At 63.3% G+C, this 16053-nt stretch carries 11 protein-coding genes and 2 pseudogenes; 10 read left to right on the top strand and 3 right to left on the bottom strand.

Annotated elements, in window-relative coordinates:
- The first annotated feature begins 344 nt into the window (after positions 1 to 344).
- The 4 genes and pseudogenes from hrpA to ACSJJT_RS01710 all read left to right on the top strand — a co-directional run bounded on the left by hrpA (position 345) and on the right by ACSJJT_RS01710 (position 6066).
- Positions 345 to 4436 (top strand): ATP-dependent RNA helicase HrpA, encoded by a 4092-nt coding sequence (gene hrpA / locus ACSJJT_RS01725; RefSeq protein ID WP_435916647.1) that lies wholly within the window; start codon positions 345 to 347, stop codon positions 4434 to 4436.
- Positions 4437 to 4726: 290 nt separating this feature from the next.
- Positions 4727 to 4990, top strand: a complete 264-nt coding sequence (locus tag ACSJJT_RS01720) for a 1,3-beta-galactosyl-N-acetylhexosamine phosphorylase N-terminal domain-containing protein (RefSeq protein ID WP_435916646.1) — start codon at positions 4727 to 4729, stop codon at positions 4988 to 4990.
- Positions 4991 to 5104 (top strand): annotated as a pseudogene (locus ACSJJT_RS01715) (lacto-N-biose phosphorylase central domain-containing protein); the annotation flags it as partial.
- Between the two features lie 65 nt (positions 5105 to 5169).
- Entirely contained in the window at positions 5170 to 6066 is an 897-nt protein-coding gene (locus ACSJJT_RS01710) for an acyl-CoA thioesterase (RefSeq protein ID WP_435916645.1), read from the top strand.
- Between the two features lie 87 nt (positions 6067 to 6153).
- Here ACSJJT_RS01710 and ACSJJT_RS01705 read toward each other — a convergent pair whose 3' ends face one another.
- Positions 6154 to 7092: a sigma-70 family RNA polymerase sigma factor gene (locus ACSJJT_RS01705; RefSeq protein WP_435916644.1), complete on the bottom strand. Its 939-nt coding sequence runs from the start codon at positions 7090 to 7092 to the stop codon at positions 6154 to 6156.
- Positions 7093 to 7423: 331 nt separating this feature from the next.
- Here ACSJJT_RS01705 and ACSJJT_RS01700 point away from each other — a divergent pair, with 331 nt between their 5' ends.
- A complete protein-coding gene (locus tag ACSJJT_RS01700) occupies positions 7424 to 8887 on the top strand; it encodes an RNA polymerase sigma factor (protein ID WP_435916643.1) in 1464 nt (487 codons plus the stop codon).
- 69 nt (positions 8888 to 8956) lie between these two features.
- Here the strand turns inward: ACSJJT_RS01700 and ACSJJT_RS01695 are convergent, their stop codons facing one another.
- Positions 8957 to 11527: a glycoside hydrolase family 2 protein gene (locus tag ACSJJT_RS01695; protein ID WP_435916642.1), complete on the bottom strand. Its 2571-nt coding sequence runs from the start codon at positions 11525 to 11527 to the stop codon at positions 8957 to 8959.
- A gap of 107 nt (positions 11528 to 11634) precedes the next feature.
- Between ACSJJT_RS01695 and ACSJJT_RS01690 the strand changes: the two genes are divergently transcribed.
- Positions 11635 to 12243, top strand: a complete 609-nt coding sequence (locus tag ACSJJT_RS01690) for a TetR/AcrR family transcriptional regulator (RefSeq protein ID WP_435916641.1) — start codon at positions 11635 to 11637, stop codon at positions 12241 to 12243.
- On the opposite strand, the gene ACSJJT_RS01685 is transcribed toward ACSJJT_RS01690, so the two are convergent.
- Positions 12187 to 13140: an alpha/beta hydrolase family protein gene (locus ACSJJT_RS01685; RefSeq protein ID WP_435917020.1), complete on the bottom strand. Its 954-nt coding sequence runs from the start codon at positions 13138 to 13140 to the stop codon at positions 12187 to 12189. The genes ACSJJT_RS01690 and ACSJJT_RS01685 overlap by 57 nt on opposite strands.
- Before the next feature lie 133 nt (positions 13141 to 13273).
- On the opposite strand from ACSJJT_RS01685, the gene ACSJJT_RS01680 reads away from it, so the two are divergent.
- The 4 genes and pseudogenes from ACSJJT_RS01680 (at position 13274) to ACSJJT_RS01665 (ending at position 16015) form a co-directional block, all read left to right on the top strand.
- Entirely contained in the window at positions 13274 to 13513 is a 240-nt protein-coding gene (locus tag ACSJJT_RS01680; RefSeq protein WP_435916640.1) for a GNAT family N-acetyltransferase, read from the top strand.
- Positions 13514 to 13633: 120 nt separating this feature from the next.
- Positions 13634 to 14415: pseudogene (locus tag ACSJJT_RS01675) on the top strand (hypothetical protein).
- A complete protein-coding gene (locus ACSJJT_RS01670; protein WP_069101449.1) occupies positions 14393 to 14686 on the top strand; it encodes a hypothetical protein in 294 nt (97 codons plus the stop codon). Before ACSJJT_RS01675 ends, ACSJJT_RS01670 begins: the two are co-directional and overlap by 23 nt.
- 54 nt (positions 14687 to 14740) lie before the next feature.
- Positions 14741 to 16015 carry an FAD-dependent oxidoreductase gene (locus ACSJJT_RS01665; protein ID WP_435916639.1) on the top strand — a complete coding sequence of 425 codons (1275 nt, stop codon included), beginning with the start codon at positions 14741 to 14743 and terminating at the stop codon, positions 16013 to 16015.
- Positions 16016 to 16053: the final 38 nt, after the last annotated feature.

The raw sequence follows: 16053 nt of genomic DNA, 5'->3' as shown, positions 1-16053 counted from the left end.
TTGAAACAGACCACAATGAAACGCGTGTTGCGGGCCGTCACCTCGGTGTAAACGTGCCGTTTGGGTGCCCTTCATCTCGATGATGACCCTTCCTGGTACGGGTAGTTGCACCATGATCATCAGTTCCTTCACCAAGACTATGCGATGACCGGTGATGGCATCATGGCCCTGAACCACGTCGTCGGGGTCTGCAAGACGCCGCACATGTCCACGACAGCTCTGCAGGGGCGACCAGATCGCCGAGGTGTCAGCGGATGGAGATCTTCTCCGCCTGACTCACGCGACCTTGATCACTCTGGAGCTCGTCGCCGAGTGTCCGACCTCTCACATAGACTGAGCCGGTCATGCCTGATTCACGACTGGAAGGTGAGCTGCCCGGTGGGGGAGTCGTCGCCTTCGACACCGAGCTTCCCATCGCGGCACATGCCGACGAGATCGCTGATCTCATTCAGAACCATCAAGTCGTGGTTGTCGCCGGTGAGACAGGTTCGGGAAAGACCACCCAGCTACCCAAGATCTGCCTGGCATTGGGACGGCGACACATCGCCCACACCCAGCCTCGCCGGATCGCCGCCCGCAGCGTCGCCGAACGTGTCGCGGAGGAAATGGGGGTCGATCTGGGGGAACAGGTCGGATTTCAGGTGCGATTCACCCGTCGCGCCACCTCCGACACAGCCTTGACGGTCATGACCGACGGTGTGTTGTTGGCCGAGATCTCCCATGATCGCGACCTGCGTGCCCACGACACCATCATCATCGACGAGGCCCACGAACGCAGCCTCAACATCGACTTCCTGCTTGGCTACCTCAAACAGCTGCTGCCGCGGCGTCCCGATCTCAAGGTCATCATCACCTCGGCCACCATCGACACCGCGAGGTTTTCAGCCCATTTCGATGACGCCCCCGTCATTGAGGTTTCCGGACGTACTTACCCCGTCGAGGTGAGGTATCGTCCTCTTGACCCCTCCGAGCAGGCCCGTGTCGACGACGATGGCGACGAGGATTTCTCGGAGCGCCCGTCAGCTCCTGCTTCGAGCAACCTGAATGACGAGGTCGTAGATCAGGCCACCGGCATCTGTCGGGCTGTCGAGGAACTCATCCGGGAAGGAAGAAGTGGCGACATCCTCGTCTTCCTGGCCGGCGAGCAGGAGATCCGGGAGACCACCGAGGCCTTGACCGACCTCAAACTGGCCGATACCGAGATTCTTCCGCTCTTCGCTCGACTGTCGGCAGCAGAACAACATCGCGTGTTCACCCCGCACGGTGGCCGGCGCATCGTACTGGCCACCAACGTCGCCGAGACCTCGCTGACGGTGCCGGGCATCCGGTACGTCATCGATCCGGGAACTGCTCGTATCTCGCGGTACTCGATGCGTACCAAGGTGCAGCGTCTCCCCATCGAGCCCGTCTCCCAGGCCAGTGCCAACCAGCGAGCCGGACGATGTGGCCGCGTTGCCCCCGGCATCTGCATCCGGCTCTACTCCGAGGCCGACTTCGGGTCCCGTCCCGAATTCACCGAGCCGGAGATCCTGCGTACCAACTTGGCCGCCGTCATCCTCCAGATGGCCCAGGCCCGGCTCGGTGCCATCACCGACTTCCCCTTCGTCGAGGCCCCAGACCGTTCCCGGATCAACGATGGAATCCGTCTGCTTGACGAACTGGGAGCTCTCAAACCCGGCCACCGTGATGCTCCCAGACTGACCAAGATCGGCCACCAGCTTGCCCGCGTCCCGCTGGATCCACGCCTGGGACGTATGCTGCTCGAGGGGTCGACACAGGGCAGTCTTGCCGAGGTCCTCGTCATCGTCGCGGCGCTGTCCATCCGCGATGTCCGGGAGCGCCCTGTCGAGAAGCGGGAGGAGGCTGACAGCTTCCATCGACGTTTCGCCTGCGAGACGAACCTGCTGCAGACCCTTCAGGCCGTCGACAACTCCGACAACAATCGGGTGGGGGACTGGTCCCAGGTCCGTCAGTCCCGCGTGCGCAACGAGACGACGAACACCCTGAAACCGGGAACTCCGGCACGCCACACTCCGCACACCAACTCGCGTCCGAGCAAGCCCGCTGCTGAGCCCCAGCCTGGTGGCATTGACGAGGGCGGCGACATCATGGCCATCCACCGGCTGTGGCGCTACCTGCGGCACCAGCGTCGTCAGATGGGCTCTTCGGCCTTCCGTCGGATGTGTCGCGACGAGTACATCAACTACCTGCGCGTGCGCGAATGGGACGATCTGCACGGCCAGCTGCGCCAGATCGCCAAGGAACTGCACCTGGAGGTCAACCGCACCCCGGCTCCGACCGACCGCGTCCTCGTTGCGCTGCTGTCGGGGTTGCTCTCCCACATCGGCTTGGCCCAGCTCCGGGGATCCTCGAAGCGTCGGGGTCAGCGTCCCGGACCCCAGGAGTACATCGGTGCCCGGGGAACCACATTCGCCATCAATCCCGGTTCCCTGTTGGCGCGAAAGTCCCCGGAACTCGTCGTCGCCGTCGAGCTGGTGGAGACCTCCAGGCTGTGGGCCCGGACGGTGGCCGCTGTCCAGCCGGAGTGGGTGGAGGAGGTCGCTGGACCGCTCATCAAGCGCACGTGGGCAGCACCGCATTGGGCAGCTTCGTCGGCCTCCGTGGTTGCCACGGAGCGGGCAACCCTCTTCGGGGTGCCGCTGTGGGCCGATCGTCACGTCAATTACGGACGCATCGATCCGGTCGTGTCCCGGCAGATCTTCATCCGTTCCGCCCTGGTGGAGCGAGACTGGCGATCCAACCATGGCTTCCTCAAGCACAATGACCGTATCCGGGACGAGGCAGTCGATCTCGAGGAGCGCAGCCGTCAGCGCGGACTGGTCGCCGATGACGACGCCATCTTTGCCTTCTACGACCGTCGTGTTCCCGAGGGCATCGTCTCGGGATCCCATTTCGACGCGTGGTGGCGACGTGTCCAGGACCGTCACCAACTTGACCTGTCCCTTGACGACCTCGTCGACTCCGACTCGGTCGACGCCGATGCCTTTCCCGATCACTGGAGAATTGGCAATCTCGACCTTCCGGTACGTTACGTCTTCGAACCGGGATCCGGCCATGACGGCGTCACCGTCACCATCCCGCTGGCCCTGCTCAACCAGGTTCCAACGGCGCCCTTCAGCTGGCAAGTCCCGGGTCTGCGCACCGAACTGGCGATCGAGCTCATCAGAGCCCTTCCCAAGCCGATTCGCACTCAGCTCGTCCCCGCCCCTGACCGCGCTCGTGCTGCGCTGACTTGGCTCGAGGACAACGACGCCGACCGTGAGGCCCCCTTCACCGAGGAACTCGGACGGGCATTGCGGGCCCTCACCGGAGTCATCGTCGACACGGATGACTGGAACACTGCCGTCATCCCGGCCCACCTGCGTGTCGGTTTCGACATCATTGACGCCGAGGGCCGTGCCGTCGGCAAAGAGTCGGGGAAGAAGGGCATGAACAAGTCGGCCCTCTCCCAGCCCAAGCACATTGCCAGATCCGAGGACCTCGAGTCCCTCCAGAGCGATCTGGCCCCCAAGGTCTCGCAATCCTTGACCAAGGCTGCCGGACGACCCCAGATCCATGGGGCAACGCGGTGGACCTTCGATCCGATTCCGGAACGGGTCGATCTGTTGCGCAAGGGTGCCGACGCCGTGGGCTACCCATGCCTGGTCGACGAGGGCACAGCGGTCGGCACGACCGTCCTCGACACTCCAAGGGCTCAACACGCCAGTCATGCCGCCGGAGTCGTCAGGCTGCTCGTCCTCACCCTGCCCGACCCGACGAAATGGGTCGTCTCACACATGGACAATGCCACGAAGTTGGCCTTGGCGACCTCGCCGTATCCCACCGTGCCGGCGTTGTTGGCCGACGCCCGCCACAAAGCGGTCGCCTCGGTTGCCCACGAGAAGGCTGATGACCTGTCAGGGATCCGTACCAAGGAGTCCTTCGATGACCTTTCCTTGGCAGTCCGTCAGGACCAGGCCGACCGGATGGCGCGTGTGGTGCGTACCGTTGGGCGGATCCTCACCCGAGTTGTCGAGGCTCGTCAGGCCCTGGCAACGGTCTCGGATCCGGTCATCCGCGCCGACATCACCGCTCAGATTGACGATCTCGTCTTTGAGAACTTCATCTCGGCCACCCCGGATCCTTGGTACGACGACATGCCGCGATGGATCCAGGGGGTGAGCGTGCGCATCGAATCCCTCACGACGAATCCGTCACGTGATCCTCGCCAGATGGCTGAGTTGGAGCCACTGCTGGCCGAGTACGACGCCCTGTGTGAGGAACAGCCGGCCGGCAAGCTTCCCGCTGAGGTCGAGGAGATCGGGTTCATGCTGGAGGAGCTTCGCGTCCAGTACTTCGCCCAGCGTCTCGGTACCAGGGTCACCGTCTCCCCGAAGCGGATCCGCTCGGCAATGGACAAGGTGTCCTCGGCCTGAACACGTCTGATCCCCGTGCCCCGCGACGAGTCACTCTGCCAGCTGGGGGATGGGCAACTACACGAGGAATCACTGGAAGGCGACCCCACCTGACCTTCTCCTACCACCTCACGAAGGTCTGTGAGGCCGGCACCAGCTGACAGATCACCCCGGAGGGCTGTCAACCCCTTCGCCCCACCGATCTGGATGCCGTGGTGGGCTTGGGTTGGATCGCTCACCATCTGCCAGATTGATCTGCGACATTCCTGGGGCGGCTGCACCGAGGAACGATTCTTGCCCTATTCCCCGGCGTGTTCGACGATGAGGGGGATCCAGTGGGAAAGGCGAACACCTTATGGGTGCAGACTCGGCGAGCCATCCTCGGCAACCCCCTCAACCGCATTGGCGACGGCGGACACCTCCTGCCGGCCAGCCAGTACCCGGAGCTCGTAGAGAGGATCTCGCGGATCTGCCAGGAATTGCGAGACAGCCGGGAGCGCAGTGACGGGAGGCTCTCGCGCACCGCCGCGTTCGGTGTCGGGCTCCTCAACTGCTGGTGCGCCCGTCGCGCCTGAATGACTCATATGGTCGCCCATGCCCTGTACGACAAGCAGACTGCGCTCTACCTGGCTGGCCTGCCCTACACCGTCGACAACTCGCGGCTGCTGCACCGGGCGATCTGGTGGGCAGCTGGGCGGGACGACGAGAACCCGAGTCCGCCGTGTGGGACCCGCCGATCTGGCACAGTGGGTGGATGCCATCGACAACCGCTGAATTGCTTGACCTGCTCGACCTTGAGGCCCTTGATCTCGACTTGTTCCGAGGCAAACAACCTCGCACAACGTGGCAGCGAACCTTTGGCGGGCAGGTGCTTGCCCAGGCCTTGGTGGCGGGTGCTCGCACGGTTCCCGAGCGCACTGCCCACTCCATGCATGCCCTCTTCCTTCACGCTGGTCGCACTGATTTGCCGATGATCTTCGACGTCGAGCGGATTCGTGACGGACGGACCTTCAGCACTCGACGGGTCAATGCGCGCCAGCATGGCCGGACGATCTTCACCGCCGAGCTGTCCTTCAAGAACCGCGAGAACGGACCGGAGCACTCCGATCCGATGCCGGGCTACCTGCCTGGCCCGGACAAGTGCCCGACCCTGGCGCAGGCTCTGGAGCAAATGTTCGGACGGCCGATGCCGACAGTCAAGGAATGGGACGCCCTCGACGTCCGGCTGGCCAGTGACGGGTCCAACCTCGTCGATCCCACTCACGCCACCCATCTGAGCTTGTGGGTGCGCACCACCGCGAGCCTTCCTGATGACCGCGTCGTGCAACGGGCGATTCTGGCTTACATCTCTGACATCAGCTTGATGGCCGGTGCCGCCATGCCCCATCTGGGGTCGATCCCACCGGGCATGATCGTCAATCCGGCATCCCTGGACCACGCGATGTGGTTCCATCGCACCGCCAAGGCAGATGAGTGGATGCTCTACGACCAAGTTTCCCCGAGTGCTTCGGGTCTGCTCGGATTTTCCATGGGCCGCTTGATGCAGGACGGAAAACTCATCGCGTCCTGTTGCCAGGAGGGAGTCATGAAGCTGGTGGACGCCAATGAGGTGGACGCCTCGGTGACCTTCCCGCTCGGCCCCGGGCAGTGACAATCCGTTGAACGACAATCCCTTGAAAACACGACGATGGGCCCAGACGTCTCTGGGCCCATCGTCGTGTCAGGTTGGTTGTAGGGGTCAGGCAGCCATGGTGGCCAGGTTGCGCTGACGCATGGTGGCCAAGGCGGCGCGCTCGATCTGACGGACGCGCTCGGCGGTGATTCCCCAAACCTTGCCGATGTCCGCGAGCTTGGCCTGACGACCGTCGACGAGCCCGTAGCGACGACGCACGACGTCGGCGGAACGCTCGTCGAGATCGTCGAGGAGACCCTCGAGGCGGCCACGGTCCTCGGCATCCAGGACGATGTCGTCGGGGCCGGGGGAGGTCTCACGGGCGATGAGGTCACCCAGGCTGGTGTCGCCGTCGTCCTCCACCGGAGCATCGAGGGAGACGTGATCGCGTCCGAAACGGATGAGCTCGATGACACGCTCCTCGGTGATCTCCAGCTCGTCGGCGATCTCAGAGGTCTCGGGCTCGCGGCCCAGCTGACGCTCGAGGTTGCGGCGAGCGGACGAGACCTGGTTCACCTGCTCGGCGACATGCACCGGGAGGCGGACGATGCGGCCCTGCTGAGCAATGCCACGGCTGATGGCCTGACGAACCCACCAGGTGGCGTAGGTCGAGAACTTGAAACCCCTGGCGTAGTCGAACTTCTCGACGGCGCGGATGAGGCCGGTGTTGCCCTCCTGTACGAGGTCGAGCAGGGGCATCTGGGAGCGACCGTACTTGCGGGCCACTGAAACGACCAGCCGCAGGTTGGCGCGTACGAAGTGGGCCATCGCCTGGTCACCGTCAGCCGCGATGAGACGAAGCTCCTCCTCGGTGGCATCCGATGTGGTCTTGGCATGACCCTCGAGGATGGCGCGTGCAAACACACCTGCCTCGATCCGGCGGGCCAACGCAACTTCCTCTGCGGCATTGAGTAGTGGGGTGCGGGCGATTCCGTCCAAGTAGAGGCCGACCGCGTCCTTTCCATCAATGCCATCGGTGGTACGAACCCGGGACTTGGTGTCCATGTGCTCCGCCTTTCTCCGTCTGACTGGCTGACACCTATAGCAACGTCCGAAGGGGTCGAATGTCATCCCTCATCGGCTGAAGAGTGCCTGCAGTCGTGGGCGAAAACGGAGGATAAGACTGTGGTCGTACACGGTTGCGCAGTGCAGCCATTCCTTGGCAGGAGGGTGGAAGGGAGTGCCCCAGTTTGTGTCATCGGTGACGGGGTGCCACAATTGTTTCAGGGTCTTGACGCCTGCCGGGTGTCGTATGCCCTTGGGTCCGTCAGGTGTTCGTTCGCCGATTCTCCCGGGCTCATTTTGGAGGGGACAGCACTGAAGGACTGGCCAGTCCTTGGAGAGGATACCTGTGTCGACCACCACGTCCAGCACTGCAAACACCGCTGCAGACGAGGAGGCGAAGACAGCCACCGCGAGGAAGAGCACACGTTCCACCTCTGCCAAGACCGGTGCCGCCGGTCGGGCCAGGAAGACGACGAAGACGAGCTCTTCATCGACCACGAAGTCGTCGGCCAAGAAGTCTGACGACGATGCCAAGGCTCCCGCAGCCAAGAAGGCTTCCGGGGCCAAGGCAGCCCGAACCAAATCAACTGGAGCGAAGAAGTCCACGGCCAAGAAGTCGACCACCAGGTCGAAGGCCAAGAAGGAAACCACCATCGCCGAGGCTGCCTCCGGTGAAGTTGACGTGACGGTGGAGCGCGACGGCGACGACATCGTGCTGACCGTTGGTGGCAAGAAACGTTCCCTTGACGACGTCGATGACAAGGACTACGACCCGGACGAGGCTGCCAAGGACGAGCAGAGGATCAACAAGGAGACCGAAGGGTTCTCCCTATCCGACAACGACGACGCCGACGAGCCCGAGCAGACGGTCATGGTCGCTGGTGCCACCGCTGACCCCGTCAAGGATTACCTCAAGCAGATCGGCAAGGTGGCCCTGCTGAACGCTGTCGAGGAGGTTGACCTCGCCAAGCGCATCGAGGCCGGCCTGTTCGCCGGTGAGCAGCTGGCCGACCCGGACGCCAAGGTCCCCGAGGAGGATCGCGAGGACTATGAGTGGATCTCCGAGGATGGCAAGGTCGCCAAGAACCACCTGCTGGAGGCCAATCTTCGTCTGGTGGTGTCCTTGGCCAAGCGCTACACCGGCCGCGGCATGCTCTTCCTCGACCTCATTCAGGAAGGAAACCTCGGCCTCATCCGTGCCGTCGAGAAGTTCGACTACACCAAGGGCTACAAGTTCTCGACCTATGCGACGTGGTGGATCAAGCAGGCCATCACCCGCGCCATGGCTGACCAAGCCCGCACGATTCGTATCCCGGTGCACATGGTCGAGGTCATCAACAAGCTGGCCCGAGTGCAGCGTCAGATGCTTCAGGACCTGGGACGCGAACCCAGCCCGGAGGAGCTGGCCAAGGAACTCGACATGACCGCTGAGAAGGTCGTCGAGGTGCAGAAGTACGGCCGTGAGCCGATTTCCCTGCACACCCCGCTGGGCGAGGACGGCGACTCCGAGTTCGGCGATCTCATCGAGGATTCCGAAGCCATCGTCCCGGCCGATGCCGTCAACTTCACCCTCTTGCAGGAGCAACTGCACGACGTCCTCGACACCCTGTCCGAACGTGAGGCCGGCGTCGTCTCGATGCGATTCGGCCTGACCGATGGCCAGCCGAAGACGCTCGACGAGATCGGCAAGGTGTACGGCGTCACTCGTGAGCGCATTCGCCAGATCGAGTCCAAGACGATGTCGAAGCTGCGCCACCCGAGCCGATCCCAGGTGCTGCGTGACTACCTCGACTGAGAAATCATCACGATGAATGAAGGGGCGCTCGATCGAGCGCCCCTTCATCATGTCCGAGTGACCAAGGCATCATGGTGTGACGTCGTCAAGGAAATGACGGACGGTGATCTCGTCAGGATTGAATCTGTCGGGCAGGCCCTCGAGGTTCATGACGATCGTCTTCCCCGGCCGCACATCAAGGGCCGAGACATCAGCGCGGGCGCCGGGCCACGGCGTCAGGACGCGGACGAAATAGGCGAACTTCGAGGCTGTCACCCAGACTTTCGCCGTCGTGGTTCCCGTCGGTGTCACCTCGACATCGAGATCGGAGTCGGGCAGAGCGAGGTCAGCTGTGCGCGTCAGGAAGAGTCGGTTGGCCGGCAGTATTGCCCCCTCAACCCACACGTAATGGCCGCCATTCACCGGCACCTGGGCACGCGGTACTGACCACACCATCTCTGACGTGGATGCCGGTACGGACACCCTGACCTCGTGCGTCTGCTCAACCGTGCCGTCAAATCCCTCGATGCTGACGGTCACGGTGTCGGTGACGCGAGTCGGCTGGACGTTGCTGACCCACAGTTCCAGGGCGTCGTCGGTCAGTCGCAGGATCGGCAGGGCCGGAGCGAAGGCCCGAGCCGCGGCGTAATAGCCCGGCTTGGCCCCCAGATCGTGATCGAGAAGGGACCAGGTCATCCCTGGCCACGGCTCATTGAGCTGCCAGACCAAGGTGCCGGCGCAGTGAGGCCAGCGACGTCGATAGTGCTCGATGCCGTACTTGAGTCCCTCAGCCTGCACCACCTGGGTGGAGGTGACATAGGACTGGACCGACGTCGGCTTGCCGACCTCGTACTCGATGAGGGCCATTTCCTTGGCCTTTGGGGTGTCCTTGTTGCGCGCGATGAGCGCCGGGTCGTCGAGCTTCAGGTGGTCCTTGCCGAGCCACCTCTCCAGGGTTGGCAGATCAGCGCTGGCGTGAATGCCGAACTCACTGATGAAGCGGCCGGTGTCGTGGCGATAGCGGTGGAAGTGCATGGCCTGGGCCGAGCTGGCGTAGTCCTCGTGGGTCCCGGCCCCGACATCGGCTCCGTGCCAGACCTCCCAGGCGTGACGATCGCCAGCCCCGGTGCCATTGACACGCGGGTCGGTGTCGGCGTCGGTGGCCGGGCTGTTGGACCAGTAACCCACGGTCGGGCTGTTGCGGCGAACGGCCTCAGGCAGGATCTCGTCAAAGATCTCCGATCCCCATCGACCGGGGTCCAGGTTGTTCCAGACCGCCTGGTGCATGGCCTGCACCTCGTTGCCGCCGGCCCACAGCGCAAGGCTCGGGTGATGTGCCAGACGACTGGTCTGGAAGTCGGCCTCGGTTCGTACCTCGGACATGAATTCCTGGTCGTCACAGGGGTAGTCGATGCAGGCGAACATGAAATCGTGCCAGACGAGGATGCCGTTCTCGTCGCAGGCATCCATGAAGGCGTCGGAGGCGTAGACCCCTCCGCCCCAGACGCGCACCATCGTCATTCCGCCGTTGCGGCAGGCACGTACGAGATCGCGATCCTGTTCCGGGGTCACCGAGCCCACCAGCATCGACTGTGGCACAAGGTTGGCGCCCCGGGCGAAGATCGGCACACCATTGAGGATGAAGCGGAAGTGACGAGCAGGTCCGTCGCACTCGGGGTCATCGGGGTCGGGGGAGTGATCCGCCTCGATCGTCCGGATGCCGGCGGCCCCAGTCTCGGTGGCGATGGTGTTGGCGTCCTTGTCGTGGGCGCTGACCTCGACGCGATACAACGACGGCTCGCCCAGGTCGTGGGTCCACCACAGCTGGGGATGCTCGATGTGCAGCTCGACCGTGGCCACTCCGTCATGGATGTGGGCGTGGCCGCCGGTACGCTCTCCGCTGGGCGATGTCAGGGAGACATCGACGCCGAGAGGCCGAGGGCCGTCGTGGTGGGTGACGGTCACGGTGGCCTTGACCCGGGCGGAATCCTCGGAGATGGAGACGGTCTCGAGGCGGTGCGTGAGCTCGACAGGAGCGCGTCGGACAAATTCGATCGTCCCCGTCAGACCAATGGAGGCAACGCGCGGGGCGAAGTCCCAACCCCAGGAGAACATCGCCTTGCGGCGGCGAGTCGCGGCCAGATTGAGGGTGAGGATCCCGGCTCCGGGCTCGGCGTCGAGCTCCTGAGGAGCTGCTGCGTCGAGGAAATCACTCACGGCGTTGACCATCGCCCGGGTGGCGGGCGGCTCGGTGAGACCGTCCAGCGGGGGAGCGAAGCGAATGAGGACCTCGGCCTGGTCCCCGTCAATGGCTGGAAGGACGGTTGAGAAGGGGCGGTACTGGCTGGCATGACGGCCGACATGCTCTCCGTTGACCCAGATGTCCGCGACCGTGTCGACTCCTGTCAGTGTCAGGACGAGGGGTTCGTCTCCGCTCGGCACGGGTAGCGTGCCGTGGTACCACCAGGCGCGGTCCTCGACCCAGCGACAGTCCTTCTCGTGGTTTCGCAGGTAGGGGTGATCAATCACGCCGGCCGCGATGAGACTTTCGTGGACTCCGCCCGGCACCACCGCGTCGATCCACTCGCAGGCCTCGGCAGTCAACTCGACTGGATCGACGACGCGCGGGTTGCTTGAGGTGAGCTGGAAGAGGGCACTCATGAGAACTCCTTTGTCGGCCCGAAGCACCTCTAAAACCTAGCACGGTTCAGTATTCATTGGTGGGTCAGGGGGAAGGCAATCTGTGTTTTCCCTCTATCGTTGGGGCCATGGCAGTGACGACGAAAACCTCGATTCGACGTGGACCATACGCCAAAGGGGTTGCTCGCAGGGCCGAGATCCTTGACGTCGCCCTGCGGCTCTATGGTGCAAGCTCCGGCGAACGACCCACCCTGGCAGCCATTGCCGCCGAGGTTGGTCTCACCGAGGCCGGCGTGCTGCACTATTTCGGGACGATGGACGAGCTCTTCGTCGCGATCTTGGAGGCTCGCGACGCTCACGCCGTCGACGCCGGTGCACTCACCGACCCCGACCACGTGTGGGCATACATGGCCGGGACCACGCGCACCCCGGGTTTGACCAAGCTCTTCGTCGACATGAGTGTGGCGGCCGCCGACCCCAACCATCCGGCCCATGCCTTCATGGAGAGGCACCGCCGACGGGTCCACGAGGTCGTCAGGATGGCCCTGGGGATTGACGATGAGCAGGCCGTGCGGCTGGCAGTCGCGGCAGCCGAGGGCCTGCAGATGAGGTGGATCCAGGAGAAGGACACCGACATCGCCGGGGATCTCGAGGCCTTGGCTCGGGTGCTCACCGGTGGATCACTGGTGCGCGCTGAGGAAGGTCTGCCCAAGGTTGGTGACGTGGAATCCCAGTGAGTTTCGCGCCTGGGCGTCGAAGGCGTGGTTGAGCATCGGCAGTTGCACGTGTTCGACGTCCACCCCGACCTGGCGAGCGCGGGCGACGAAATCTCGCAGGCTCGAGGGTGGAACGAAGGTGTCGTGGTTGCCTTGAATGACCATCGTCGGAGGAGCTTTGGGAGTGATCCAGGTAGAACTGTTGACGGCGCGGTAGCGGTCAGGGAATTGCTCCGGGGTGCCACCGGTGTACATCGTCGCGGCATTCCCTGCTCCCAGGGTGGTGACGGACTGGACGGCTGCGACATCCACCGTCGGGTAGAGAGCAAGCACTGACCTCGGGGCTCGCACTGGTCCACAGGAGCTCGTCAATGTCCCGCTCGCGACATCGTAGGCCAGATTGATGACCATCCCACCGCCGTGAATGTCGACCAGGACGGGGGCATTGTGGCGTCGAGGACGGTAGATCTGGGCAGTCTCGTCGGGCCCGGATCCGTAACGGACCGTCTCGTCAGGATGATCTGCCATCGATGACACCGCAGCTGCTGAGAAGACGTTGATCTCCCCGCCGACGCGATCCGTGATCCACGTCGTCGTCGCAGTCGCCGCCGTTGGCACGATGAGGGCCAGCACCGAGAACAGGACGGCCACCACCCGCAGACCACCTCGTGCCAGAAGGGCGAGGACGAGGGCAATGACGGCGATGGCGAGCGCCGGTACGGCCAACGAACCCACCAGGACGGAGGAGACGAAGGTCAGGGCATTGTGGGATGGCAGGATCGCGGCCACTGACCATGCCAGTACCGGAGGGGCCAGCACCAGACCGACGAGACCGGAGGCGATGCGTAGCCAGGAATGACGAGAGGTTTTCGAGCCTGCCGCGCGTCCACCGTACCCACGGGCCGCGGTCGGTAGGATCTTCGCGCAGGAGGGACCATGGCCATCAGGATCAGACAGGCGGCCGCGGGAGACGGTCACGCCGTCACGGAATGCATGAGGACGTGCTGGAAGGAATCCTTCCTCGAATACTCGCCATGGTGTCTGGACTGGTTTGACTCCCACCCCACTGGAGCTCGAGAGTCTCTATGTTCGTTCCCGCTTGCATGGCACGGGGCTGGGGCAAGCTCTCATGGACACCGCCAGCGGCGACTCACCAGCTTACGTCATGGTCTACCCCGACAACGCCCGGGCCAAGGCCTTCTACCGACGCAACGGATTCGCTCCGGACGGTTGTCTCGACGACCACCGGGATGAAGACCCGGCCTACCTCCTGGAGCGCTGGATTCGCTGAAAATCTGCTGGTTCTTGTTCGCGACAAGCTAGAATAGGTGGAATCTAACTATTTCCTGTGTCGATGCGCCACGGCGTCGTGGTGGAACCGACACAGGGTTGCCGGTCACGAAGGAGTGTCATGTCCAGAACACCACGACGGTGCAAGGTTGCTGCCCTTGCCTCAGCGCCGGTGGCCGCTGCCCTCGGCGCCTACGGATTCCTCAAGGGAGCGACGAAGTTCTATTCCAGCCAGGTCAACGGGACCCCTGAGCAGTACGAGATGACCCTTCCCGGCGACGACCTCGTCCCGGAGGGGTCGCCGCGATTCAAGCGTCTGACGCACGTGGAGGATCTCGACGCCCCCTGTGATGAGGTCTGGAAGCACGTCTACCAGCTCAACACCACCACGGCCGGGTTCTACTCGTTCACGTTCTTCGAGAAGATGTTCGGCCTGTCGGTCGACAACACCTTCATGGTCGAACAGGCATGGCAGGACCCGGACTACTACAAGCCCGGTGACATGTTCTGCTGGAGTTACGCTGGCTTCGGTGCCGAAGTCGCCGACATGGTTCCCGGCAAGTACTTGGTGTGGTTCGCCGACACCCGAGACGGCACTCGCACCCCCGGCGCAAGCTTCCTGTTGCCGCCCGGGATGCCGTGGAATCGCTGGAGCTGGGCCATCGCTCTGGAACCCCTCGACGGCGGCAACCGGACGCGAATCTATTCGCGGTGGAACGTCTCGGCCTCCGAGGAGTCCAGCCCGATCTCGGCCTTCCTCATGGATCTGGTCATGATGGACGGCGGCGGAATGATGAATCGTCGAATGTTCCAGGGGCTGGAGAAGGCTGCTGTCGGAACCGCCCGCAAGAACGTTTTCCTACGCGCCTACCAGCGCTTCATGGGCAAGTCCTATGGGACTGACGACGAGCTGCAATACCGCATTCCCTACCCCGAGATTCGTTGGTCTCGCGACTTCCCGCGGGTAGCTAGCGAGCGCGCCCCATTCACCGAGGATCCCAACTGGCCACCGGCCCCGGGGGAGGAGTACCACGCCGACATCGAGGGCAACAATGCCCACAACGGGTGGACCAAGGACACTCCGGCATCGAATGACGCCGAGGCCGAGCGCCGTGCCAAGGAACTGGCGGCACATCTCGATGAGATGGCTCGCGGTCGGCGAACCGCCCGCTGAGACCTCCCAACCCAACCACCGAAACTATTCACCACGTATTGACAAGGAAGAACGATGTCCGTCTCGAAGGATTCACGTATTGCCATCATCGGTGCCGGCCCGGCCGGACTGGCTGCCGGAATGTACCTCGAAAAGGCCGGATTCCACGACTACACGATCCTGGAACGAACCGACCACGTCGGCGGCAAGTGTCACTCACCGAACTACCGCGGTCGTCGTTATGAGATGGGGGCGATCATGGGCGTTCCCAGCTATGACACCACCCAAGAGATCATGGATCGCACCGGGGACAAGGTCGACGGACCAAAACTGCGTCGTGAGTTCCTGCGCGAGGACGGCGAGATCTACGTGCCGGAGAAGGATCCAGTGCGTGGTCCTCAGGTCATGGCCGCAGTGCAGAAGCTGGGAGAGCTCCTCGCGACGAAGTACCAGGGCTATGACGCCAACGGTCACTACAACAAGGTCCATGAGGATCTCATGCTGCCCTTCGACGAGTTCCTCGCCCTCAACGGGTGCGAGGCTGCTCGGGACCTGTGGATCAACCCCTTCACGGCCTTCGGCTACGGGCATTTCGACAACGTCCCGGCTGCCTATGTGCTGAAGTACCTCGACTTCATCACCATGATGTCGTTTGCCAAGGGAGACCTGTGGACGTGGGCTGACGGCACTCAGGCGATGTTCGAGCACCTCAACGCCACCTTGGATCACCCGGCCGAGCGCAACGTCGACATCACTCGCATCACCCGCGAGGACGGTAAGGTTCAAATCCACACCACTGACTGGGACCACGAGTTCGACGTCCTCGTCCTCACCGTCCCGTTGGAGAAATTCCTCGACTACTCCGACGCCGACGAGGACGAGCAGGAGTACTTCTCGAAGATCATCCATGAGCAGTACATGGTGGATGCCTGCCTGGTGAAGGAGTATCCGACCATCTCCGGGTACATCCCGGACAACATGAGGCCTGAACGCCTCGGCCACGTCATGGTCTACTACCACCGCTGGGCCGATGATCCGCACCAGATCATCACGACCTACCTGCTGCGCAACCATCCCGACTACGCGGACAAGACTCAGGAGGAGTGCCGCCAGATGGTCCTCGATGACATGGAGACTTTCGGTCACCCGGTTGAGAAGATCATTGAGGAGCAGACCTGGTACTACTTCCCGCACGTCAGCTCGGAGGACTATAAGGCCGGGTGGTACGAGAAGGTCGAGGGCATGCAGGGTCGCCGCAACACCTTCTACGCCGGAGAGATCATGAGCTTCGGCGATTTTGACGAGGTGTGCCACTACTCCAAGGACTTGGTGACCCGGTTCTTCGAGTGAGGTGAGAAGCTAGGTCGCGAGGTGACCAGAAGGGGGGT

This window comes from Cutibacterium nasicola (assembly GCF_051303185.1).
GTDB lineage: Bacteria > Actinomycetota > Actinomycetes > Propionibacteriales > Propionibacteriaceae > Cutibacterium.
The sequence above is the reverse complement of the archived record's forward strand: the minus strand, read 5'-3'. Positions and strand labels throughout refer to the sequence as shown.

Coding starts and splice junctions, on each gene's coding strand:
- hrpA (WP_435916647.1), top strand. CDS start 345: ATGCCTGATTCACGACTGGAAGGTGAGCTGCCCGGTGGGGGAGTCGTC.
- ACSJJT_RS01710 (WP_435916645.1), top strand. CDS start 5,170: ATGCCATCGACAACCGCTGAATTGCTTGACCTGCTCGACCTTGAGGCC.
- ACSJJT_RS01705 (WP_435916644.1), bottom strand. CDS start 7,092: ATGGACACCAAGTCCCGGGTTCGTACCACCGATGGCATTGATGGAAAG.
- ACSJJT_RS01695 (WP_435916642.1), bottom strand. CDS start 11,527: ATGAGTGCCCTCTTCCAGCTCACCTCAAGCAACCCGCGCGTCGTCGAT.
- ACSJJT_RS01690 (WP_435916641.1), top strand. CDS start 11,635: ATGGCAGTGACGACGAAAACCTCGATTCGACGTGGACCATACGCCAAA.
- ACSJJT_RS01670 (WP_069101449.1), top strand. CDS start 14,393: ATGGGCAAGTCCTATGGGACTGACGACGAGCTGCAATACCGCATTCCC.
- ACSJJT_RS01665 (WP_435916639.1), top strand. CDS start 14,741: ATGTCCGTCTCGAAGGATTCACGTATTGCCATCATCGGTGCCGGCCCG.